The sequence below is a fragment of the Pseudoclavibacter sp. JAI123 genome, assembly GCF_013409665.1.
Classification (GTDB): Bacteria; Actinomycetota; Actinomycetes; order Actinomycetales; family Microbacteriaceae; genus Pseudoclavibacter.
Genome location: NZ_JACCCM010000001.1, coordinates 1,610,189 through 1,627,548, shown reverse-complemented (window position 1 = coordinate 1,627,548; position 17,360 = coordinate 1,610,189). Strand labels below are relative to the sequence as shown.

The 17,360-nt window shown below is 67.5% G+C and carries 19 protein-coding genes and 1 tRNA gene; 4 read left to right on the top strand and 16 right to left on the bottom strand.

Going from position 1 to position 17,360, the window contains the following annotated elements:
• Positions 1 to 1,320: a PhoH family protein gene (locus HDC34_RS07670; protein ID WP_308807333.1), complete on the bottom strand. Its 1,320-nt coding sequence runs from the start codon at positions 1,318 to 1,320 to the stop codon at positions 1 to 3.
• Positions 1,321 to 1,578: 258 nt separating this feature from the next.
• On the bottom strand, positions 1,579 to 2,355 hold the full coding sequence (locus HDC34_RS07665; protein WP_371030422.1) for an isoprenyl transferase: 777 nt from the start codon (positions 2,353 to 2,355) through the stop codon (positions 1,579 to 1,581).
• A gap of 70 nt (positions 2,356 to 2,425) precedes the next feature.
• Here HDC34_RS07665 and HDC34_RS07660 point away from each other — a divergent pair, with 70 nt between their 5' ends.
• Positions 2,426 to 3,169: a hemolysin III family protein gene (locus tag HDC34_RS07660; RefSeq protein ID WP_179556449.1), complete on the top strand. Its 744-nt coding sequence runs from the start codon at positions 2,426 to 2,428 to the stop codon at positions 3,167 to 3,169.
• A 10-nt stretch (positions 3,170 to 3,179) separates the two neighbouring features.
• On the opposite strand, the gene HDC34_RS07655 is transcribed toward HDC34_RS07660, so the two are convergent.
• On the bottom strand, positions 3,180 to 3,551 hold the full coding sequence (locus HDC34_RS07655; RefSeq protein ID WP_179556448.1) for a hypothetical protein: 372 nt from the start codon (positions 3,549 to 3,551) through the stop codon (positions 3,180 to 3,182).
• Positions 3,548 to 4,444, bottom strand: coding sequence for a mycothiol conjugate amidase Mca (gene mca / locus HDC34_RS07650; protein WP_308807285.1), 897 nt, complete (start codon positions 4,442 to 4,444; stop codon positions 3,548 to 3,550). Before mca ends, HDC34_RS07655 begins: the two co-directional genes overlap by 4 nt.
• A 96-nt stretch (positions 4,445 to 4,540) precedes the next feature.
• Here mca and HDC34_RS07645 point away from each other — a divergent pair, with 96 nt between their 5' ends.
• Both HDC34_RS07645 and greA read left to right on the top strand, forming a co-directional pair.
• Positions 4,541 to 4,996: a DUF4307 domain-containing protein gene (locus HDC34_RS07645; RefSeq protein WP_179556447.1), complete on the top strand. Its 456-nt coding sequence runs from the start codon at positions 4,541 to 4,543 to the stop codon at positions 4,994 to 4,996.
• Positions 4,997 to 5,063: 67 nt separating this feature from the next.
• Complete coding sequence (gene greA / locus HDC34_RS07640) at positions 5,064 to 5,549, top strand: transcription elongation factor GreA (protein WP_104253676.1); 486 nt, start codon at positions 5,064 to 5,066, stop codon at positions 5,547 to 5,549.
• A gap of 91 nt (positions 5,550 to 5,640) precedes the next feature.
• On the opposite strand, the gene ilvA is transcribed toward greA, so the two are convergent.
• The 6 genes from ilvA to HDC34_RS07610 form a co-directional block, all read right to left on the bottom strand.
• Complete coding sequence (ilvA, locus tag HDC34_RS07635) at positions 5,641 to 6,888, bottom strand: threonine ammonia-lyase (protein ID WP_179556446.1); 1,248 nt, start codon at positions 6,886 to 6,888, stop codon at positions 5,641 to 5,643.
• Positions 6,885 to 8,117 (bottom strand): AI-2E family transporter, encoded by a 1,233-nt coding sequence (locus HDC34_RS07630; RefSeq protein WP_179556445.1) that lies wholly within the window; start codon positions 8,115 to 8,117, stop codon positions 6,885 to 6,887. The genes ilvA and HDC34_RS07630 overlap by 4 nt, the downstream gene beginning before the upstream one ends.
• 40 nt (positions 8,118 to 8,157) lie before the next feature.
• Positions 8,158 to 8,727, bottom strand: coding sequence for a LemA family protein (locus HDC34_RS07625; RefSeq protein WP_179556444.1), 570 nt, complete (start codon positions 8,725 to 8,727; stop codon positions 8,158 to 8,160).
• A gap of 39 nt (positions 8,728 to 8,766) precedes the next feature.
• On the bottom strand, positions 8,767 to 9,759 hold the full coding sequence (gene lipA / locus HDC34_RS07620; RefSeq protein ID WP_179556443.1) for a lipoyl synthase: 993 nt from the start codon (positions 9,757 to 9,759) through the stop codon (positions 8,767 to 8,769).
• The gene (gene lipB / locus HDC34_RS07615; RefSeq protein ID WP_179556442.1) at positions 9,756 to 10,403 is read right to left on the bottom strand and encodes a lipoyl(octanoyl) transferase LipB; all 648 of its coding nucleotides are present in this window, start codon (positions 10,401 to 10,403) and stop codon (positions 9,756 to 9,758) included. Before lipB ends, lipA begins: the two co-directional genes overlap by 4 nt.
• Positions 10,404 to 10,501: 98 nt before the next feature.
• Positions 10,502 to 10,870 carry a hypothetical protein gene (locus HDC34_RS07610; RefSeq protein WP_104312347.1) on the bottom strand — a complete coding sequence of 123 codons (369 nt, stop codon included), beginning with the start codon at positions 10,868 to 10,870 and terminating at the stop codon, positions 10,502 to 10,504.
• Between the two features lie 501 nt (positions 10,871 to 11,371).
• Between HDC34_RS07610 and HDC34_RS07605 the strand changes: the two genes are divergently transcribed.
• Positions 11,372 to 12,850, top strand: coding sequence for an ATP-binding cassette domain-containing protein (locus HDC34_RS07605; RefSeq protein WP_179556441.1), 1,479 nt, complete (start codon positions 11,372 to 11,374; stop codon positions 12,848 to 12,850).
• On the opposite strand, the gene HDC34_RS07600 is transcribed toward HDC34_RS07605, so the two are convergent.
• From HDC34_RS07600 to HDC34_RS07575, 6 genes are all read right to left on the bottom strand, one after another.
• Positions 12,847 to 13,665, bottom strand: coding sequence for a shikimate 5-dehydrogenase (locus HDC34_RS07600; protein ID WP_179556440.1), 819 nt, complete (start codon positions 13,663 to 13,665; stop codon positions 12,847 to 12,849). The genes HDC34_RS07605 and HDC34_RS07600 overlap by 4 nt on opposite strands.
• 34 nt (positions 13,666 to 13,699) lie before the next feature.
• Positions 13,700 to 14,272 (bottom strand): GNAT family N-acetyltransferase, encoded by a 573-nt coding sequence (locus HDC34_RS07595; RefSeq protein WP_179556439.1) that lies wholly within the window; start codon positions 14,270 to 14,272, stop codon positions 13,700 to 13,702.
• A 49-nt stretch (positions 14,273 to 14,321) separates the two neighbouring features.
• Positions 14,322 to 14,395 (bottom strand) — tRNA-Leu (locus HDC34_RS07590).
• 52 nt (positions 14,396 to 14,447) lie between these two features.
• Positions 14,448 to 15,974: an FAD-dependent oxidoreductase gene (locus tag HDC34_RS07585; protein WP_104312350.1), complete on the bottom strand. Its 1,527-nt coding sequence runs from the start codon at positions 15,972 to 15,974 to the stop codon at positions 14,448 to 14,450.
• Positions 15,975 to 16,025: 51 nt separating this feature from the next.
• Positions 16,026 to 16,556, bottom strand: coding sequence for a DUF501 domain-containing protein (locus tag HDC34_RS07580; protein ID WP_249311999.1), 531 nt, complete (start codon positions 16,554 to 16,556; stop codon positions 16,026 to 16,028).
• A gap of 70 nt (positions 16,557 to 16,626) precedes the next feature.
• Positions 16,627 to 17,325, bottom strand: a complete 699-nt coding sequence (locus HDC34_RS07575) for a septum formation initiator family protein (RefSeq protein ID WP_179556438.1) — start codon at positions 17,323 to 17,325, stop codon at positions 16,627 to 16,629.
• Between the last annotated feature and the right edge of the window lie 35 nt (positions 17,326 to 17,360).

Below are 17,360 nucleotides of genomic sequence, written 5' to 3'. Positions count from 1 at the left end.
TCACACCTCGTAGTCACCCAGCAGCTCGGTGACGAGCGCGGCGATGTCGCTGCGCTCGGACCTCGTCAGCGTCATGTGGGCGAAGAGCTTGTGCCCCTTGAGCGTCTCGATCACCGAGGCGACGCCATCATGCCGACCGACGCGCAGATTGTCGCGCTGAGCGACATCGTGGGTGAGCACCACGCGCGAGTTCTTGCCGATGCGCGAGAGCATCGTGAGCAGCACGTTCCGTTCGAGCGACTGCGCCTCATCCACGATCACGAAGGCGTCGTGGAGCGACCGCCCGCGGATGTGCGTGAGAGGGAGGATCTCGAGCATGCCACGATCCATGACCTCGTCGATGACGTTCTCGGAGACGATCGCCGACAGGGCGTCGTAGACCGCCTGCCCCCAAGGGTTCATCTTCTCGCCCTGGTCGCCGGGCAGGAAGCCGAGCTCCTGCCCACCCACCGCGAAGAGTGGGCGGAAGACCATGATCTTCCGGTGCAGCCCGCGTTCGAGGACTGACTCGAGGCCCGCGGCCAGGGCGAGGGCACTCTTCCCAGTACCCGCGCGTCCGCCGAGCGACACGATGCCGATCGACTGATCGAGGAGCAGGTCGATGGCGAGACGCTGCTCCGCCGAACGCCCGTGCACGCCGAACACATCCAGATCGCCCCGCACAAGTCGGACGGCGCCCTTCCCCGACACGCGTCCGAGCGCGGAGCCGCGATCCGAGTGGATCACGAGGCTCGTGTTAACGGGCAGCTCGTCGACGGCCCCGGTCGCGACCGTCTCGTCGGTGTACAGCGTGTCGAGCTCGTCCGCCCCGAGCGAGATCTCGGCGACCCCCGTGTAGCCGGTGTCGCGAGCCAACTCGGCCCGATACTCCTCAGCGGCGAGGCCGATCGCCGACGCCTTGACGCGCATCGGCAGGTCCTTGGAGACGACGGTGACCGCGAGCCCCTCGCCAGCCAGGTTCTGCGCGACCGCCAGGATGCGCGTGTCGTTGTCTCCGAGCTGCATCCCGCTGGGCAGCACGCTCATGTTCGAGTGGTTGAGCTCGACTCGCAACGTGCCTCCGGCCTCCCCGATGGTGATCGGGAAGTCGAGGCGCTCATGCTTGATGCGCAGCTCATCGAGGAACCGGAGCGCCTGGCGTGCGAAGTACCCGATCTCCGGGTCGTGCCGCTTCTTCTCGAGCTCCGTGATGACGACGACGGGAATGACGACGGCATGCTCCGCGAAACGGAAGAGGGCCCTCGGATCGCTGAGGAGCACCGACGTGTCGAGCACGTAGGTGCGGGTCGAGGTCGCGGTGTCGGGAACCGCGACGTGCACGGCGCTCCCTTCCTCGTTCTCGAGGTGGTCGGTGTTGCGCTGTGCGGGTGTCACGGCAGTTCCGCTCCTTCGCCAAGCTCTCGCTCGTCGTTGGGTTACGTTCCGACCACAGGGGCACTCGGTAGGGTGAAACGAACTTCGGGAACCTGTGGCCGTTTCGATCAGGCACCGTACCTGATGGCATTAACGTACGACGATGCCGCGCACGCCACGCGCAGGCGAACGTTAAATCTTGGCTCGTGTCTGGGAGCGCGGCCGCTACTGTCCGTAGCGGCGTTGGCGCGAAGCGAAGTCGCGCAGGGCGCGCAGGAAATCGACCTCTCGTAGGTCCGGCCCGAGCGCCTCGACGAAGTAGAACTCCGAGTGGGCCGACTGCCACAGCATGAAGTCGCTGAGCCGCTGCTCACCCGAGGTGCGGATCACGAGGTCGGGGTCTGGCTGCCCGCCTGTGTAGAGGTGCTCCGCGATGAGATCGGGGGTGAGGATGTCCGCGAGTGCGGCGACATCGCCCCCGTCTGCTGCGTGCGCTCGCACGATCCGCCGCATCGCGTCGACGATCTCGCTGCGGCCTCCGTACCCCACGGCAAGGTTCACGTGCATGCCACGGCGCTGGGCCGTGTCGCGCTGCAGGCGCTCGAGCGTCGCCCCGAGCCCGGCTGGGAGATGCTCCGAGGACCCCGCGTGGTGCACTCGCCAGCGCGCGTTGTCGGCGATCTGCACCGCGAGCTTCTCGATGATGTCGATGAGGGCGTCGAGCTCCTCGCTGCTGCGGTTCTTGAGGTTGTCGTTCGAGAGCAGGTAGAGCGTGACGACCTGCACTCCCTCCCGGTCGCACCAGGCGAGGAACTCCATCATCTTGGCCGCGCCCGCCGCGTGCCCCTGCGCGGCGTCGCGCAGGCCGAGCTGCCTGGCCCAGCGCCGGTTGCCGTCGATGATCATCGCGACGTGCTTCGGCTTGGGACGTCCGTGCAGAGATCGACGCAGACGCCTCGTGTACAGCCCGTACAGGAAGCTCCGCAAGCTGGTGGGAATCATCGACATGGTTCAGCCAACGTACCGGACCCCGGGTCGGATACACGTGCACGAGGCCGCGTAGAGTTCGAGGGTGGCTTCAGAACATCACGCAGACGATGAACTCGACCCGGGGCCGGAGCCTACGGTGCACCTGCCGGTGCTCGAGGCAGAGTCGGGGGCTCCCGTCGTGGAGGCGAAACCGTCCTGGCGCGGCTGGGTGCACGCCGGCACGCTTCCCGTGTCGGTCGTTGCCGGCATCGTGCTCATCGTGCTCGCCGAGGGCACCACCGCGAAGCTCGCCTGCGCGCTCTACGCGCTCTGCTCGTGGCTGCTGTTCGGCATCTCAGCGCTCTACCACCGCTTCAACTGGAGCGAGAAGGCTCGTGTCGCGCTCAAGCGCTTCGACCACGCCAACATCTTCCTGCTCATCTCGGGGACGTACGCGCCCATCGCGCTCGTCGCCTTGCCACCGGAGAAGGGGTGGCCGCTGTTCGCAGTCGTCTGGGTCGCCGCGCTGCTCGGCATCTGCTTCCGCGTGTTCTGGATCGGCGCTCCGCGCTGGCTCTACGTGGCGCTGTACATCGCACTCGGGTGGGCGGCCGTCGCGTACCTCGGCGATATCGCGGCTGTCAACGTGGCGACGGTGGTGCTCATCGTCGTCGGAGGTCTCTTCTACACCGTCGGCGCGGTCTTCTACGCGCTCAAGCGTCCGAACTTCTGGCCGGGCCATTTCGGCTTCCACGAGCTGTTCCACGTCTTCACGGTGCTCGCGTTCCTGAGCCAGTGGACGGGCATCCTGCTGCTGTGCATCGACCCGCCGGTCTTCACCGGCTGACCGGACGGACCTAGTCGGCGATCTTCTTCTCGCCTGCGGCCTGCTCTGCGTCCGGTGCGGCCTGTCCGTCCGGGTGGGCATCTCCCGTCGCCACGGCGCCCGAGCCTGCCGGCCGCGCAGCGGCCGCAGCGTCCGCGGCCTTGCCCGCAGCGACCTCGGCCTGCAGCTGCTCGCGGATGCGCGCTCGCGCCTGGACGCGGCTCGTCCGGCGGATGAGGTCCATCACGAGCAGTCCGGTCGCGACCGCGACGAAGATGAAGACGAAGAAGCCGAGCGGGCCCGGGGTCACGTCATCCGGGTTGAAAGGCAGTTCCTCCCCCGGCGTCGGCGCGGTCGCGGCGAGTGTCAGCATCCAGGTCTGGGCCTGCGCGACGAGCATCACGCGGAAGCCCCCGGGGAGCGCTGCTTGTCGTCATTCCGCTCGTCGACACCGCTGAACAGGTCGGTCTCCGGCGTCGGCGCATCGACGCGTGAGTCCACCAGCTCGAAGTCGTCGTACGGGTAGGCCGCCGCCTCGATGTCGCGTGGAATCGCGAAGAAGCCGCTATCGGGCGCCACCTGGCTCGCGTGCGAACGCAGGGCCGAGTCGCGGGCGTCGAAGAACTCGTCGATCTGGATCTGGGTCGTGACGTTGCTGGGCTTGTCGCGCATCCAGGCGAGCATCTGCTCGAGGCGCTCGAGGAGCGGCGACTCCGGGTCGAGTCCCTTGATGTGCTGCAGGAGGTTGTCCGCCCGCTTGCCGTTCATGGTGCGGTCGTAGTAGAGCTTCGAGATGCGCCAGGGTGCGCCGAGCTCGGGGTGCGAGGCGAGTCCGGACTCGCGCCAGACGCGCATGGAAACGTCGTGCGTGCGGATGTGGTCTGGGTGCGGGTAGCCGCCATTCTCGTCGTACGTGACGAGCACGTGCGGGCGGAACTCACGGACGAGGCGCAGCAGCGGCCGCGCGGAGATGTCGAGTGGGATGCTCGCGAACGAGTTCACGGGCAGCGAGCCGTCTTCCGACGCCATCCCGGAGTCGACGTACCCGAGCCAGCGGTGCTCGACGCCGAGGAACTCCTGTGCGGCGGCCATCTCGACGCGGCGGAGGCCCGCGAGGTCACGCTGCGCGTGGAAGACGGATTCGAGCCCCGGGTTGAGGATGTCGCCAGCCTCGCCACCGGTGCAGCTGACCACCATGACCTCGGCACCCCTCGCACGGTACGCGGCGTAGGTCGCTGCACCCTTGCTGGACTCGTCATCGGGATGGGCGTGGACCGCCATCAGTCGAAGTGTCACTGGTCTCCTCGTGGAACGTTAACCTAGGTAGAGAGCCTATCTCGCGCGGCCGCCAGTTTCTGGCCGTGCACGCCCTCCCGCCGAGAGGAACCCCCAGTGTCAGCTGAACGCGAAACCGTCGCCGCGGCCACCCCCGCAGCCGACCTCGCATCCCGCGCTGATCTCGTCGATCGATATGGCGCGCGCGCCCCCCGCTCCGAGAAGAAGCCGGAACGCTGGATCTGGATGGTGGTCGGCATCTTCGTCATCGCGGTCGTCGCGTTCTGGGCGACGACGACCGTCGGCCCGGTCTCCTCCTCGGCGATCCGCGCCGACACCGTCCGGTTCTCCATCCTGGACGACGCGAACGTGAGCTTCGACTACCGCATCACGGCCCCGGCAGGCACCGAGGTGACCTGCGCCATCGAGATCCGCGACGAGCAGCAGGCAGTCGTCGGCTGGGACGTCGTGGACGTCCCACCCACCGACGAGGCGTCCCAGGTGCTGAATGTCCAGGTCCGGACGACGAAGGCGGGCACGACGGCTTTGGTGAAGGAATGCTGGTTGCCGTAGAATGGCGACTGAGGCCCTGACTCGCGTCAGGGCTTTGGTCGTATCCGGCTGCACAAGGAGTTCCAGCATGGCTAACCCATCGGTGACCTGGCTCACCCAGGAGACGTATGACCGGCTCAAGGCGGAGCTCGACGAGCTCGCCGTGAACGGTCGTGAAGAGATCGCCAAGCGCATCGAAGAGGCGCGCGAAGACGGCGACCTCAAGGAGAACGCCGGCTACCACGCGGCGAAGGACGAGCAGGGCAAGATCGAGGCCCGCATCAACCAGCTCGAGACGATGCTGAAGAACTCCGAGGTCCGCGAAGCGCCGGAAGCATCCGGCATCGTCGAGACCGGAACCGTCGTGACGGCCAAGATCGGCGGCAAGGAGCAGAAGTTCCTCCTCGGCAGCCGCGAGATGGCCTCGCAGACGCAGTTGCGCGTGTACTCGGGTGAGAGCCCGCTCGGGGCTTCCATCCTGGGCCTCGCAGTCGGCGCATCCACCAGCTACGAGGCGCCGAACGGCAACTCCATCGACGTCGAGATCGTCGAGGTCGAGACCTTCCACCCGTAGGCGCCAGCCGCAGCGCGCACGCGGTGCAGCAGAAGAGGACCTCCCGTGGGAGGTCCTCTTCTGTGTCAGGGCTGCGCGCCGGATGCTCGGGTCACGGCATCGGAGCCGCGTCCCGGCTCGTGCGCGGCTGGTAGCCGAGCGCGCGAAGCGCATCCATCACCTGATGGGAGTGCTCGGTGCCGCGCGTCTCGACGGAGACCTCGAGCTCGACGTGGCTCACCTGCAGGCCCTTGTTGTGGCGTGTGTGCAGGACTTCGACCACGTTCGCGTTGACCTCGCTGATGGTCTTCGCGATGAGCGCGAGCTGACCCGGAACGTCCTGCAGCTCGATGACGAGCTTCAGGTAGCGATCGGATGCGGCGAGGCCGCGGCTCAGCACCTTCTCGAGCATGAGCGGGTCGATGTTGCCGCCCGAGAGGATCGCGACGGTCGTGCCCGCGTCCTTGATCTTGCCGGCGAGGATCGCCGCGACGGCAGTCGCCCCGGCTGGCTCGGCGACGAGCTTGGCGCGCTCGACGAGCAGCAGGATCGCCCGCGAGATGTCGTCCTCGGAGACCGTGACCACCTCATCCACGAGGTTGCGGACGACCTCGAACGTGATGTCCCCTGGCACGTCGACGGCGATGCCGTCGGCGATCGTCGGTCGCGCCTGGATCTTCACCGGGTAGCCCGCCTCGAGTGAGACCGGGAAGGGCGCGGAGTTCGCGGCCTGCACGCCGATGATGCGGATCGGCCGACCACGCTGCTCGCCGAGGAGCGACGCCGCGACGCTGACGCCCGAGATGAGGCCGCCCCCGCCGATGGGCACGATGATCGTGTCGACGTCGGGTGCCTGCTCGAGGATGTCGAGCGCGAGCGTGGCCTGCCCCGTGATGATGTCGGCGTGGTCGTACGGGTGGATGAACTCCGCTCCCGTGTCGACCGCGAACTGCTTCGCAGCGACCAGAGCGTCGGCGACGTTGACACCGGTCAGGACCACGTCGGCGCCGTATCCGCGCGTGGCCTGCAGCTTGGGGAGGGGCACGCCCACTGGCATGAAGATGGTCGCCTTGATGCCGAGCTCTCGCGCAGCAAACGCGACGCCCTGCGCATGGTTTCCTGCCGAGGCCGCCACGACTCCGCGAGACCGCTGCTCCTCGCTCAGCTGCGAGAGGCGGTACGTGGCGCCGCGGATCTTGTACGACCCGGTGCGCTGCATGTTCTCGCACTTGAGCAGCACAGGCGAGCCGAGCTTCTCCGAGAGGAAGCGTGCCGAGTCGATGGGCGTCTGCGAGATGACCTGCCGCACGATTTCGCGTGCCGCGACGATCTGGTCCAGCGTGATGATGGGAGCGGTCATACCGTGCTTGCCTTCTGTTCGCGCTGCGACTTCTCGCGCTGGGGTGTTGGGGGCTTGGTGAGCTTGGTCGGGTCGGGTTCGTCTCGCCAGGAGCCCCGAGAGATGTACTGGACCATGACCTTGCCCGCTGCAACGAGCGGGACCGCGAAGACGGCACCGGCGATGCCGCCGAAGATGGTTCCGGCGCTCACCGACAGCAGCACGGCGAGCGGATGCAGCTTGACGGCGCTGCCCATGATCAGCGGCTGCAGGATGTGCGACTCGATCTGCATGACGGCGACGACGACGATCAGCATGATGAGGGCGTTGAGGAAGCCGTTGTACGCCAGGGCGACCGCGACGGCGATCGTGCCCGCCGAGATCGCTCCGATGTAGGGCACGAACGAGGCGAGGAACACGATGACGCCGATCGGCAGCGCGAACGGCACCTGGAGGATGACGGCACCGAGGTAGATGCCGACGGCATCGATGAGGGCGACCAGCACCTGCACGCGCACGTAGTGGCCCACGGAGATCCACCCACGCTGCCCCGCTCCGTCGATGGCGGCGCGCGCCTTCTTCGGGAAGATCGACACGATGAAGAGCCAGATGCTGCGCCCGTCGAGCAGGTAGAAGATCAGCGCGAACGCGGTGACGAGCGTCCCCGCGAGGAAGGCGGCGACGTTCGACCCGACCGAGACCGCTTGCGACGCGATGGAATTGACGTTCGACTGCACCCAGCCGACGATCTCGCTCAGCCCCGCATCGACCTGTTCCTCGGTGACGTGCAGCGGGGAGTCCCTGAGGAACTGCAGGGCCAGCTGGTATTGCGCCTCGAGCTTTCCGAGGTCGAGGTTGAACCCCTGCGCGAACTGGCTGATGACCAGCGTGATGAGGGTGCCGATGGCGACCAGCAGCACGATGAGCGACAGGATGAGCGCGGCCCAGCGCGGCAGCCCGCTCCCCACCAGCCACTTCATGAGTGGGGCTAGCAGCGATGCGAGCAGTGCGGCCACGAGCAGGGGGATGACGAGCAGCGACGCCTGGGTCACGAGCCAGCCGAGCGGGATGAGCGCGAGCAGGATGGCCACGCTGCGCCAGGCCCAGGCGGCGCCGATGCGAAGACCGCGTGGGACGAGTTCGTCTTCGCTCTCGTTGCGCAGCGCTGGCGAGGGGTTCTGCGCCAGTGTGGAGCCGGTTCTCGCCGAGGCCGCCGTGGCGGTCGTCTCGTCGAGGTCTCGTTCGGTCATAGGCTCAATACTAGGAGCGCCCGCGGGCGCGTCGGTGCCACTAGAACTGCACCCGAGGGGGCTGCGAGATGGCGGCACGGTCGGCCACCTCGAAGAACGAGCGCTGCTCGTAATGGAGCGGGCCGGCGACGAGATTGTTGGGGAACACCTTGACCTTGGTGTTGTACTCGCGAACGCCTCCGTTGTAGAAGCGACGCGATGCCTGAATGCGGTTCTCCACGTCGACGAGGTCGGACTGGAGCTGCAGGAACTCCCGACTCGCCTGCAGCTGCGGGTAGGCCTCTGCGGCGGCGAAGAGACCGCGGAGCGCGCCCTGCACCCCGTTCTCTGCGGCGCTCACTTCTTCAGGGGTCTGCGCCTGCGAGCTGGCCTGACGCGCCTCGGCGAACGCGGCGAAGGCCTTGTCCTCGTGCGTCGCGAACGTCCGCACGCTGCTCTCGAGCTGCGGCAGGAGCTCCTCGCGGGCAACGAGCTGCGCGGTGATGTCAGTCCAGGCTGCATCCACGCGCGTCTGCAGCCGCTTCAACGCGCGGCTCGTGGCGACCGCGTACACGGCGATGGCAATGACGATGAGGAGCACGGCTCCGACGGCGATCCAGACTTCGAGCATGCCGGAATGGTATCCCGCATCGGCTGCGAGGCGGCGGGGTCAGCTCACCGCCTGAGCGAATTCACTGGACGCCGACTCCGCGAGGTGCCGAAGGTGCTCGGGGATGGGCATCCCCCGGCGCCGAGCAGCCTGCGCCCACAGGCGCCCCGCACGGTACGAGGACCGCACGAGCGGGCCGGCCAGGACGCCGAGGAAGCCGATCTCCTCGGCGACCGATTTCAGCTCGACGAACTCCTGCGGCTTCACCCACCGGGCCACCGGCAGGTGTCGTGGGCTGGGGCGCAGGTACTGCGTGAGCGTGATGATGTCGCAGCCGGCTTCGCGGAGGTCGGCGAGAGCCTGCTCGATCTCATGGCGCTCCTCCCCCATGCCGAGGATCAGATTGGACTTCGTGACGAGGCCCGCGTTCCTCGCCTGGGTGATGACGCCGAGCGACCGCTCATAGCGGAACGCGGGGCGGATGCGCTTGAAGATCCGCGGCACGGTCTCGACGTTGTGTGCGAACACCTCCGGCCGCGACGAGAAGACCTCCGCGAGCAGCTCCGGGTTTCCGGAGAAGTCCGTCGCGAGGATCTCGACGCCTGTTGCCGGGTTGTCGGCGTGGATGCGCCGCACGGTCTCCGCATGAAGCCATGCACCTTCGTCAGGCAGGTCATCTCGCGCGACGCCCGTCACCGTCGCGTAGCGAAGCCCCATCGCGGTCACCGATTCGGCGACCCTCCGCGGCTCGTCGGTGTCGTACTCAGCTGGCTTGCCCGTGTCGATCTGGCAGAAGTCGCACCGGCGCGTGCACTGCGATCCCCCGATGAGGAACGTGGCCTCTCTGTCTTCCCAGCACTCGTAGATGTTGGGGCAGGCTGCCTCCTGGCAGACCGTGTGCAGGCCGCCCTCCTTCACAAGCTCGGAGACCCTCGTGAACTCGGGCCCCATCCTGGCTCTCGTCTTGATCCACTCCGGCTTGCGCTCGATCGGAGTCGCCGCGTTGCGCGCCTCGACACGGAGCAGCTTCCGCCCCTCGGGCTTGATCGTCATGCCGCGACCTCGTTTCGGATGACGAGGTGCTCGGTGAGCAGCTCGGCGACTCGTGGGGTGATCTCAGCCGGCGTGACCACCCGTCCGAGCTCCACGCTCAGGGAGGTGACGCCTGCGTCGCTGATCCCGCACGGCACGATGCGCTGGAACGGCTCGAGCTCGTTCGAGCAGTTCAGGGCGAAGCCGTGCATGGTGCACGCCTCGACCACGCGGACGCCGATCGAGGCGATCTTCCGAGGTGCATCCTCAGGTCCCACCCAAACTCCAGACCGTCCGGCGACTTGGCGGCCGACGATGCCGAGTTCGCCGATCAGCTCGATGAGCGCCACCTCGAGCCGACGGACGTGCGCCACGACATCGATCGGCTCCGGAAGCCGCACGATCGGATACCCGACGAGCTGGCCCGGCCCGTGCCAGGTCAGACGGCCGCCCCTGTCTGCATCAACGACCGGTGTCCCGTCCACGGGACGCTCACTGGCCCGTGTCAGCCGCCCGGCGGTGTAGACGCTCGGGTGCTCGAGCAGGACGACCGTGTCACCGCGCGAACTGGCGACCCGCTGGGCGTGCAGCGCGCGCTGCATCCCGAGCGCCTCGGCGTACTCGACGGCCTCTGGCCCGAATCCCGGTGTCAGCACATGCATCATGGCACCAGTGTCGCATATTGTGGACGCAGTACAAGAACGTTGCTCGGCGCAAAGAGGGGCGACCATTGGTCACCCCTCCGCGCGCCCGTCGCCGGCCGTCACACCGCGATCTGCGACGAGACCGCTTTCAGCTTGTGCCGCGCCAGCGCCAGGTTCGCGCTCGTACGGCTCAGCACGAGGTAGATGAACAGGCCGTTCGACCCCTGCGTGTTGAGCACGTTGATCAGGTGGTACTGCGAGCTCAGCGTGATCAGGATGTCGTCGATCTCGTCGGTGACGCCGAGCTCGCTCATCGTCGCGAGCTTCGCCCGCACGACGTTGGAGTTGCCGGCGGCCGCGATGCCGAGGTCGAAGGACGGATTGCCGCCCTGCGCGAGCGCCATGCCGCTGGCATAGTCGACGATCGCAGCGCCGGTGGCGCCCTCGATGCTGAGCAGCTGCCTGATGGCTTCGTCGAGTGAACTCATGTGGTGTTTCCCCTTTGCGTTTCGAGTCGCCGACTCCACACCTTCAGGAACGGCAGGCGAAAGATCGTCCTGCGTTATCGTCCATTCCGAAGCGGTTTCGTCGTCCGACTCCCCCTTGCCGACCAGATTCCCCAACGCATCCGAGCCATCGTTCATGCGTCCCGGAGAATGCTCCGCAGCAGTCGCAGCTCCAGACCCGGCCGTGACATCCGCGGCAGCCAGGCCCAGGAAGCGCCGCCACCATGGCAGTGAATCGGGTGTCCGCACGTCAAACCTCAGCCGCATCGAAGATCCAGTCGGTGTTGGCTGCCGACGGCAGCCGACATGACCATAACGCACACCTGGACCCCAGAAATACGCGGCAGAGGTCAGCGATCGTATAGATTTGGCTCGTCCGAGTTCGCAGTCCGCTGCGGAGGGGGCGGACGAACGGCGCGTTGTCGATCCCAGAATCACGCGTCGCAGAGCTATCGAGGGGGAACGATGGACACTCTTGTGCACATGACTGATGCGACCGCTTCGTACGGCAACCGGCACGTACTTCGCGACATCGACCTCACCCTGTACAGAGGTCAGATCGTCGGCCTGATCGGGGTCAACGGGGCCGGGAAGAGCACGCTCGTCAACACGCTCGTCGGACGACACCAACTCGATTCCGGAACCATGATTCTCGGCGACGAGCCGTACGCGCCGGAGTCGCTCGACGAAGCGCAGGCATGCGGAGTCGGCGTCATCACGCAGAACGCGGAGCCGCCGACCGGCTTGACGGTTGCGCAGGCGCTCTTCCGGAACACCTACCGGGCGGGCGAAGCGCACGAGGAGGTCCTCGAACGCGCGACCGAGCTGCTCGACCAGACCGGTGCCGAGCTGGACCTCGGCGCCATGGTCAGCGAGCTCGATCGTGGTCGACGCGCGCTCGTCGAGGTCGTGCGCATGCTCGCCGAGGAGGCACAGCTCGTGGTGATCGACGAGGTGGCCGTGACGCTCGCAGATCACGAGATCGCGCTGCTCCACCGGGTCCTGCGCCAGCTTGCCGGGCAAGGACGTGGCATCCTCTACATCACGCACCGGATGGACGAGGTGCAGTCCATCGTCGACCGTGTTCTCGTGCTCCGCGAGGGCAGGATCGCCATCGACACCCCCATCGCGGGGCTCAGCTCGGAAGAGCTCACGATCATGCTCCTGGGCGAGCTGCCGGAATCCGATGCGACGCTCGCGGTCGCCGCCGATGACGCTCATCGCGCGGCACTCGCTGCCTTCGGCGTCGGAGACGGCCAGCTTCTGCACGGCGTCGATCTGCATGTCCGCCCAGGCGAGGTCGTCGGCATCACCGGCACACACGACTCGGGCGTCCGCCAGCTCATCGAGATCCTCGGCGGCGCCCAGCACCCCGGGCAAGGTCACGTGGAGCTGTTCGGCGAGCCGGTCGATCTGACGGAGTCAGGGGCCGCGGAAGCGCACGGAGTGAGCTTCCTCCCGGACGCCGTTCCCTCGTTCGACTCGGACCGGAGCCTCAGCCAGGGCGTCGATCCGGCCGACAGCTCGCTCAGCGCCGAGATCACGCGGGCTCGGAAGATGATCGACCTGGTGCACCGTCTGCGCATCAATACGACGAACATTCACGCCGCGCTCGATGAGCTCTCGGGCGGCGATCAGCAGAAAGCCGAGTTCATCCGCGCCGTGGAACGCGGCGGCAGCGTCCTGGTGCTGGCTCACCCGACGCAGGGCGTCGACGTCGGTGCCAGACGGTCCGTGTTCGCGTTCCTCCACAGCCTCGCCGAGACCGGCACCGCGGTGGTGTTCCTCGGCACCGACATGACGGAGCTCCTGCAGTGGAGCCACCGGGTCGTGGTCCTCGCCAACGGACGCACTGCGCTCGAAGGCCGCTCCGAGCTGCTCGACGAGGACATGATCGTGCACGCGATGCTCGGTGCCCAGCGGCCTGAGCGCGTCGGACGCCGAGCAGCGATCACCACCTAGACAGCCTGCCGCGAGAACGCCGCGGCACGCTCCACCTGGTCAGCGGTGATCGTCGTCCCCGTGTACTTCTCGAACTGACGCGCGGCCTGCAGCGCAGCCACGGCCGCGCCCGTGATCACGGGGACTCCGCGAGAACGTGCAAGGCGGATGAGCGGAGTCTCCGCGGGGAACGCGACGACATCGAAGACAAGCTCGGCTGCGGCGACGTGCTCCTCGCTGAATGACAGCGCCCCCTCGTCGGCGCCCGTCATGCCGAGCGGGGTGACATTGACGAGTGCGAACGGACCAGGCGAGGGGTCCACGGCCTGCCACCGGAATCCGTACTTCTCGGCGAGTGCGGAGCCCGTCCTCTCGTTGCGCGCGACGACCGTGACATCCGCGAAGCCCGCATCCCGGAACGCCGCCACGACGGCCTTCGCCATGCCGCCCGCCCCGCGCACGACAACGGGCAGCGACGGGCGGATGTCGTGCTCCGCGATGAGGGCGGCGATCGCCTCGTAGTCGGTATTGGAGGCGACGAGCTTTCCTCCGTCGTTCACGATGGTGTTGACCGACTCGATCGCGAGTGCCGACGCGTCCAGCTCGTCCACGAGCGGGATGACGGCTTCCTTGAACGGCATGGAGACCGAGCAGCCGCGGATCCCCAGTGCTCGAACGCCGCGAACGGCACCTTCGATGTCCTCCGTGGTGAACGCCTTGTAGATGAAGTTCAGGCCGAGCTCGTCGTAGAGGAAGTTGTGGAAGCGCGTCCCGAGATTCGACGGCCGCGCGGCGAGCGAGATGCAGAGGGTCATGTCCTTGTTCAGAATCGGCATGACGCCAGTATGGCGCGTCCTCGACGCGGCCGCTTCAGCGCAGATCGAGACGCATTAGGACGCGCGGGAAGCCGTTCAGCACGGAGTCGGTGTCGGACGCCTTCGAGAAGCCGGCCTTCTCGAAGAGCGCCCGCGTGCCGACATAGGCCATCGTGAGATCTACCTTCGCTCCCCCGTTGTCAACGGGATACGCCTCCACGACAGGGGCGTCGTGCTCCCTCGCGAGCTGAACAGCACCCTCGACGAGGCGATGCGAGAGCCCTTGGCCGCGGAACCCGGGACGCACCCGAACGCACCACAGCGACCACACGGGCAGATCGTCGAGGCGCGGGATGCGGCGGTTGCGGGCGAAGCTCGTGTCGCTTCGCGGGTGCACGGCGGCCCAGCCGACGACCTCGTCGCCGTCGTAGGCGAGCACGCCAGGCGGAATCTTCTGGCGGAGCAGACGCTTGACGCGCTCACCACGCTCGACGCCCGCCAACGACTGGTTCTCCTTCGACGGGATGCGGTAGCTGAGGCACCAGCACACATTGGCGTCGGGACGCTTGGGGCCGACCATCGTCTGCACGTCGGCGAACCGCTTCGCCGCCCGAACCTCGATCACCATGTGGGCATGGTGCCACGCGGACCTCGGAGCAAGCGAGGAGCTTGCGAAGTGCCCCCACTGGGATTCGAACCCAGAACACAAGGATTTTAAGTCCTCTGCCTCTGCCAGTTGGGCTATAGGGGCGTACACGTCGGGGCCGCCGCATCCGAAGATGAGGCGGCCCCGACGAGCGTCGCTACTTGCTGTCGCCAGCGGGAGCCTTCGCCGAGCGGGCGGCGGGCTTGGGAGCGGCCGAACCTGCCTCAGCCGTGACCTTCTCGGCAGCGTTCTTGCCGCTCGTGTCAGCAGCGGGCTTGTCCGACGGCGCAGCGGGCTTGCCGCCGCCGTGCTCGCTCGACGCGGGGAGCTTCTCAGGCGCGTCCTTCTTCGCCTCGGCGACGGCCGGGCGGGGACGCGAAGCGAACCGCTCGAAGCCGGCGCGAGGCGTCTCGCGGGCGCTGAGCGACACGAAGTCGCGCCCGAGCACGAAGTTGTTGATCCAGCCCGTGAGCACGCGGATCTTGCGCTCGACGGTCGGGATCGCGAGGTCGTGGTAGCCGCGGTGCGCGAGCCAGGCGAGCACGCCGGTCAGGGCGAAGGTGCCCGACTGGAAGGCGCCGACGCCGATACCGAGGCCGGCAACCGCGCCCATGTTCTCGTGGTAGTAGTCCTTCGGCGTTCCGCCGCGAAGCGTTGCGACGAGGTTCGAGGCCATGAGCTTGCCCTGGCGAACCGCGTGCTGCGCGTTCGGCACGCAGAAGCCGCCGACTCCGCCACCGGAGAGGTCCGGGACAGCGGACACGTCGCCGGCCGCCCAGGCGTCCTGCACGATGCCGTTGTCGCCCTCGACCCGGAGGTCGGCGCGGGCGCGGAGGCGTCCACGCTCGTCGACGGGGAGGTCGCTGTTGCTCTTGATGATCGGAGCGGCCATGACGCCAGCCGTCCAGACGATGACGTCCGTGGGGAACTTGTCGCCGGCCGACGTCTCGACGACACCGTCGACAGCAGAGGTGACCTGCGTGTTGAGGTGCACGGTCGCGCCGCGCTCGGCGAGGTTCTTGATGACCCAGAGAGCCGTGTCCTCGGAGACCTCGGGCATGATGCGCCCGGCGGCTTCGATGAGGTGGAAGTGCACGTCGTCGAACTGCAGCGACGGGTAGTCCTCGAGCAGCGCGGTCGCGAGCGAGCGCATCTCAGCGAACGACTCGATGCCGGCGAAGCCGCCGCCGACGACCACGAAGGTCAGGAGGCGCGTGCGCTCCGGGCCGGGGGCCATCGTCGACGCCTTGTTGAAGTTGTCGATCATCGTGTCGCGGATCCACGTGGCCTCTTCGACCGTCTTCACGCCGATGGCGTTGTCGGCGATGCCCGGGATCGGGAACGTGCGCGACACAGCACCCGCGGTGACCACGATGATGTCGTAGTTGACCGTGTAGGGCTCGCCGATCTCAGGCGTGATGGTCGCCGTCTTCGTGGCGTGGTCGATGTTCGTGACCTCAGCCGTGATGACACGCGAGCGCTTGAGGTGACGTCGCAGCGAGACGACCGCGTGACGCGGCTCGATGTTTCCGCTGATGACCTCGGGAAGGAACGGCTGGTACGTCATGTACGGCAGTGGGTCGACAACCGTGACCTGGGCTTCGCCCGGGTTCAGCTGCTTCTCGAGCTGCCATGCCGTGTAGAAGCCGGCGTAACCTCCGCCAACGATGAGAATCTTAGTCACGTACTTGTACTCCCTGCATGCGATGGTTGGGCGAGGAAAACCTTGTCAAGTCTACTCCTGCACATCACCGGTGAGTGCATCACCGGGGTTGGCGCACACGCAGCGCTGCGGTGACCACGTTGACAGCTCAAGGGCCCAGTCGCCGACCGGGTTCACACCGGGCCCCGCGACCAGCGAATGGGCGGCGAGCGCGTGCAGGCACTTGACGCGTGTCGGCATGCCCCCCGCAGTGACGCCCGAGATCTCCTCGACGACCTCGAGGGATTCGCGCTCCGCCAGGTAGCGCTCGTGCGCGGCGAGGTAGGCGGCCCGGAACTCGTCGTCCTCGCTGAGGCGCTGCTGCATCTCTGGCATGATCTGGTCTGCCTCGATCTGCGACATGGCGATGGTCGCGGCCGGGTGGGAGAGGTAGTAGAGCGTGGGGAACGGCGTGCCGTCGGGAAGGCGCGGGCGGGTGACGACGACGGTCGGGTTGCCGCACGCGCAGCGCGCGCCGATGCCGACGACCCCCCGCATGGGGCGGCCGAGCTGCTCGCGCATGACGTCGAGATCGCGTTCGGTGGCTTCTGAGTACTCGAGCATTGGTCGCTTTCGGCTGTGCGGGTGGATCCGCGTTCACGCGCATCCACTGATCGTGGTGGTGCGTCTGCTGCTAGTCGGTCGGAGTCGGCGCCGGGGCCGTGCCCGCGGTCACGAGCGACTCGGCGAAGCTGTCGAGCCAGCTTGACTGCGTCTCGTGGAGGTCGGTGCTGATGTTGCTCTGCTGCTGCTTGGTGGTCGCCGGCGGGTCGAGCACGAGGTAGCTCGTGTCACCCGGCATGACGAAGAGGAGTCGACCGCGTGCCTGCGACTGGATGTACGCGGGGTCGCTCCACCTGTCGCGTTCCGTGGCGATCTCGTCCACGCTCTGCTGCGTCTGGGTGAGCTCGGCCTGCAGCTGCGCCACGTACTGCCGCTGCGCGATGTAGCGCTGGGCCGTGGGCGCGAGCACGGCGATGCCGAGGATCACCACGAGGGCGACGAGCACGGTCGCGCCGTTCGGGCGCACGGTCGGGATGCGGCCGCGCGAGCCGGAAGCGCCCTGCCCGGATGTGCGGGGCGACGTCGACGTGGACTTGGCGCGGGGCTTGGACTTCGGCTTCGCGCTCGACTTGGCCTTCGCGTTCGATTTGTCCTGCGCGTTCGACTTGGCCTTCGCGTTCGATTTCGGTGGCGCGGCAGTTACTGGCCGCGTCTTCGACGTCGTGTTCGGGGTGGACTTCGAGCCAGCTCGCGAACCCGCGCTGGTGCTCGAATCGTCCGCTGCGCCCGTCTTCCTGCCTGCGCCGGACTTGCCTGTCGAGTTGGGCATGCTCATCCCCCTCTCCGTGTCGACTCTCCATCATG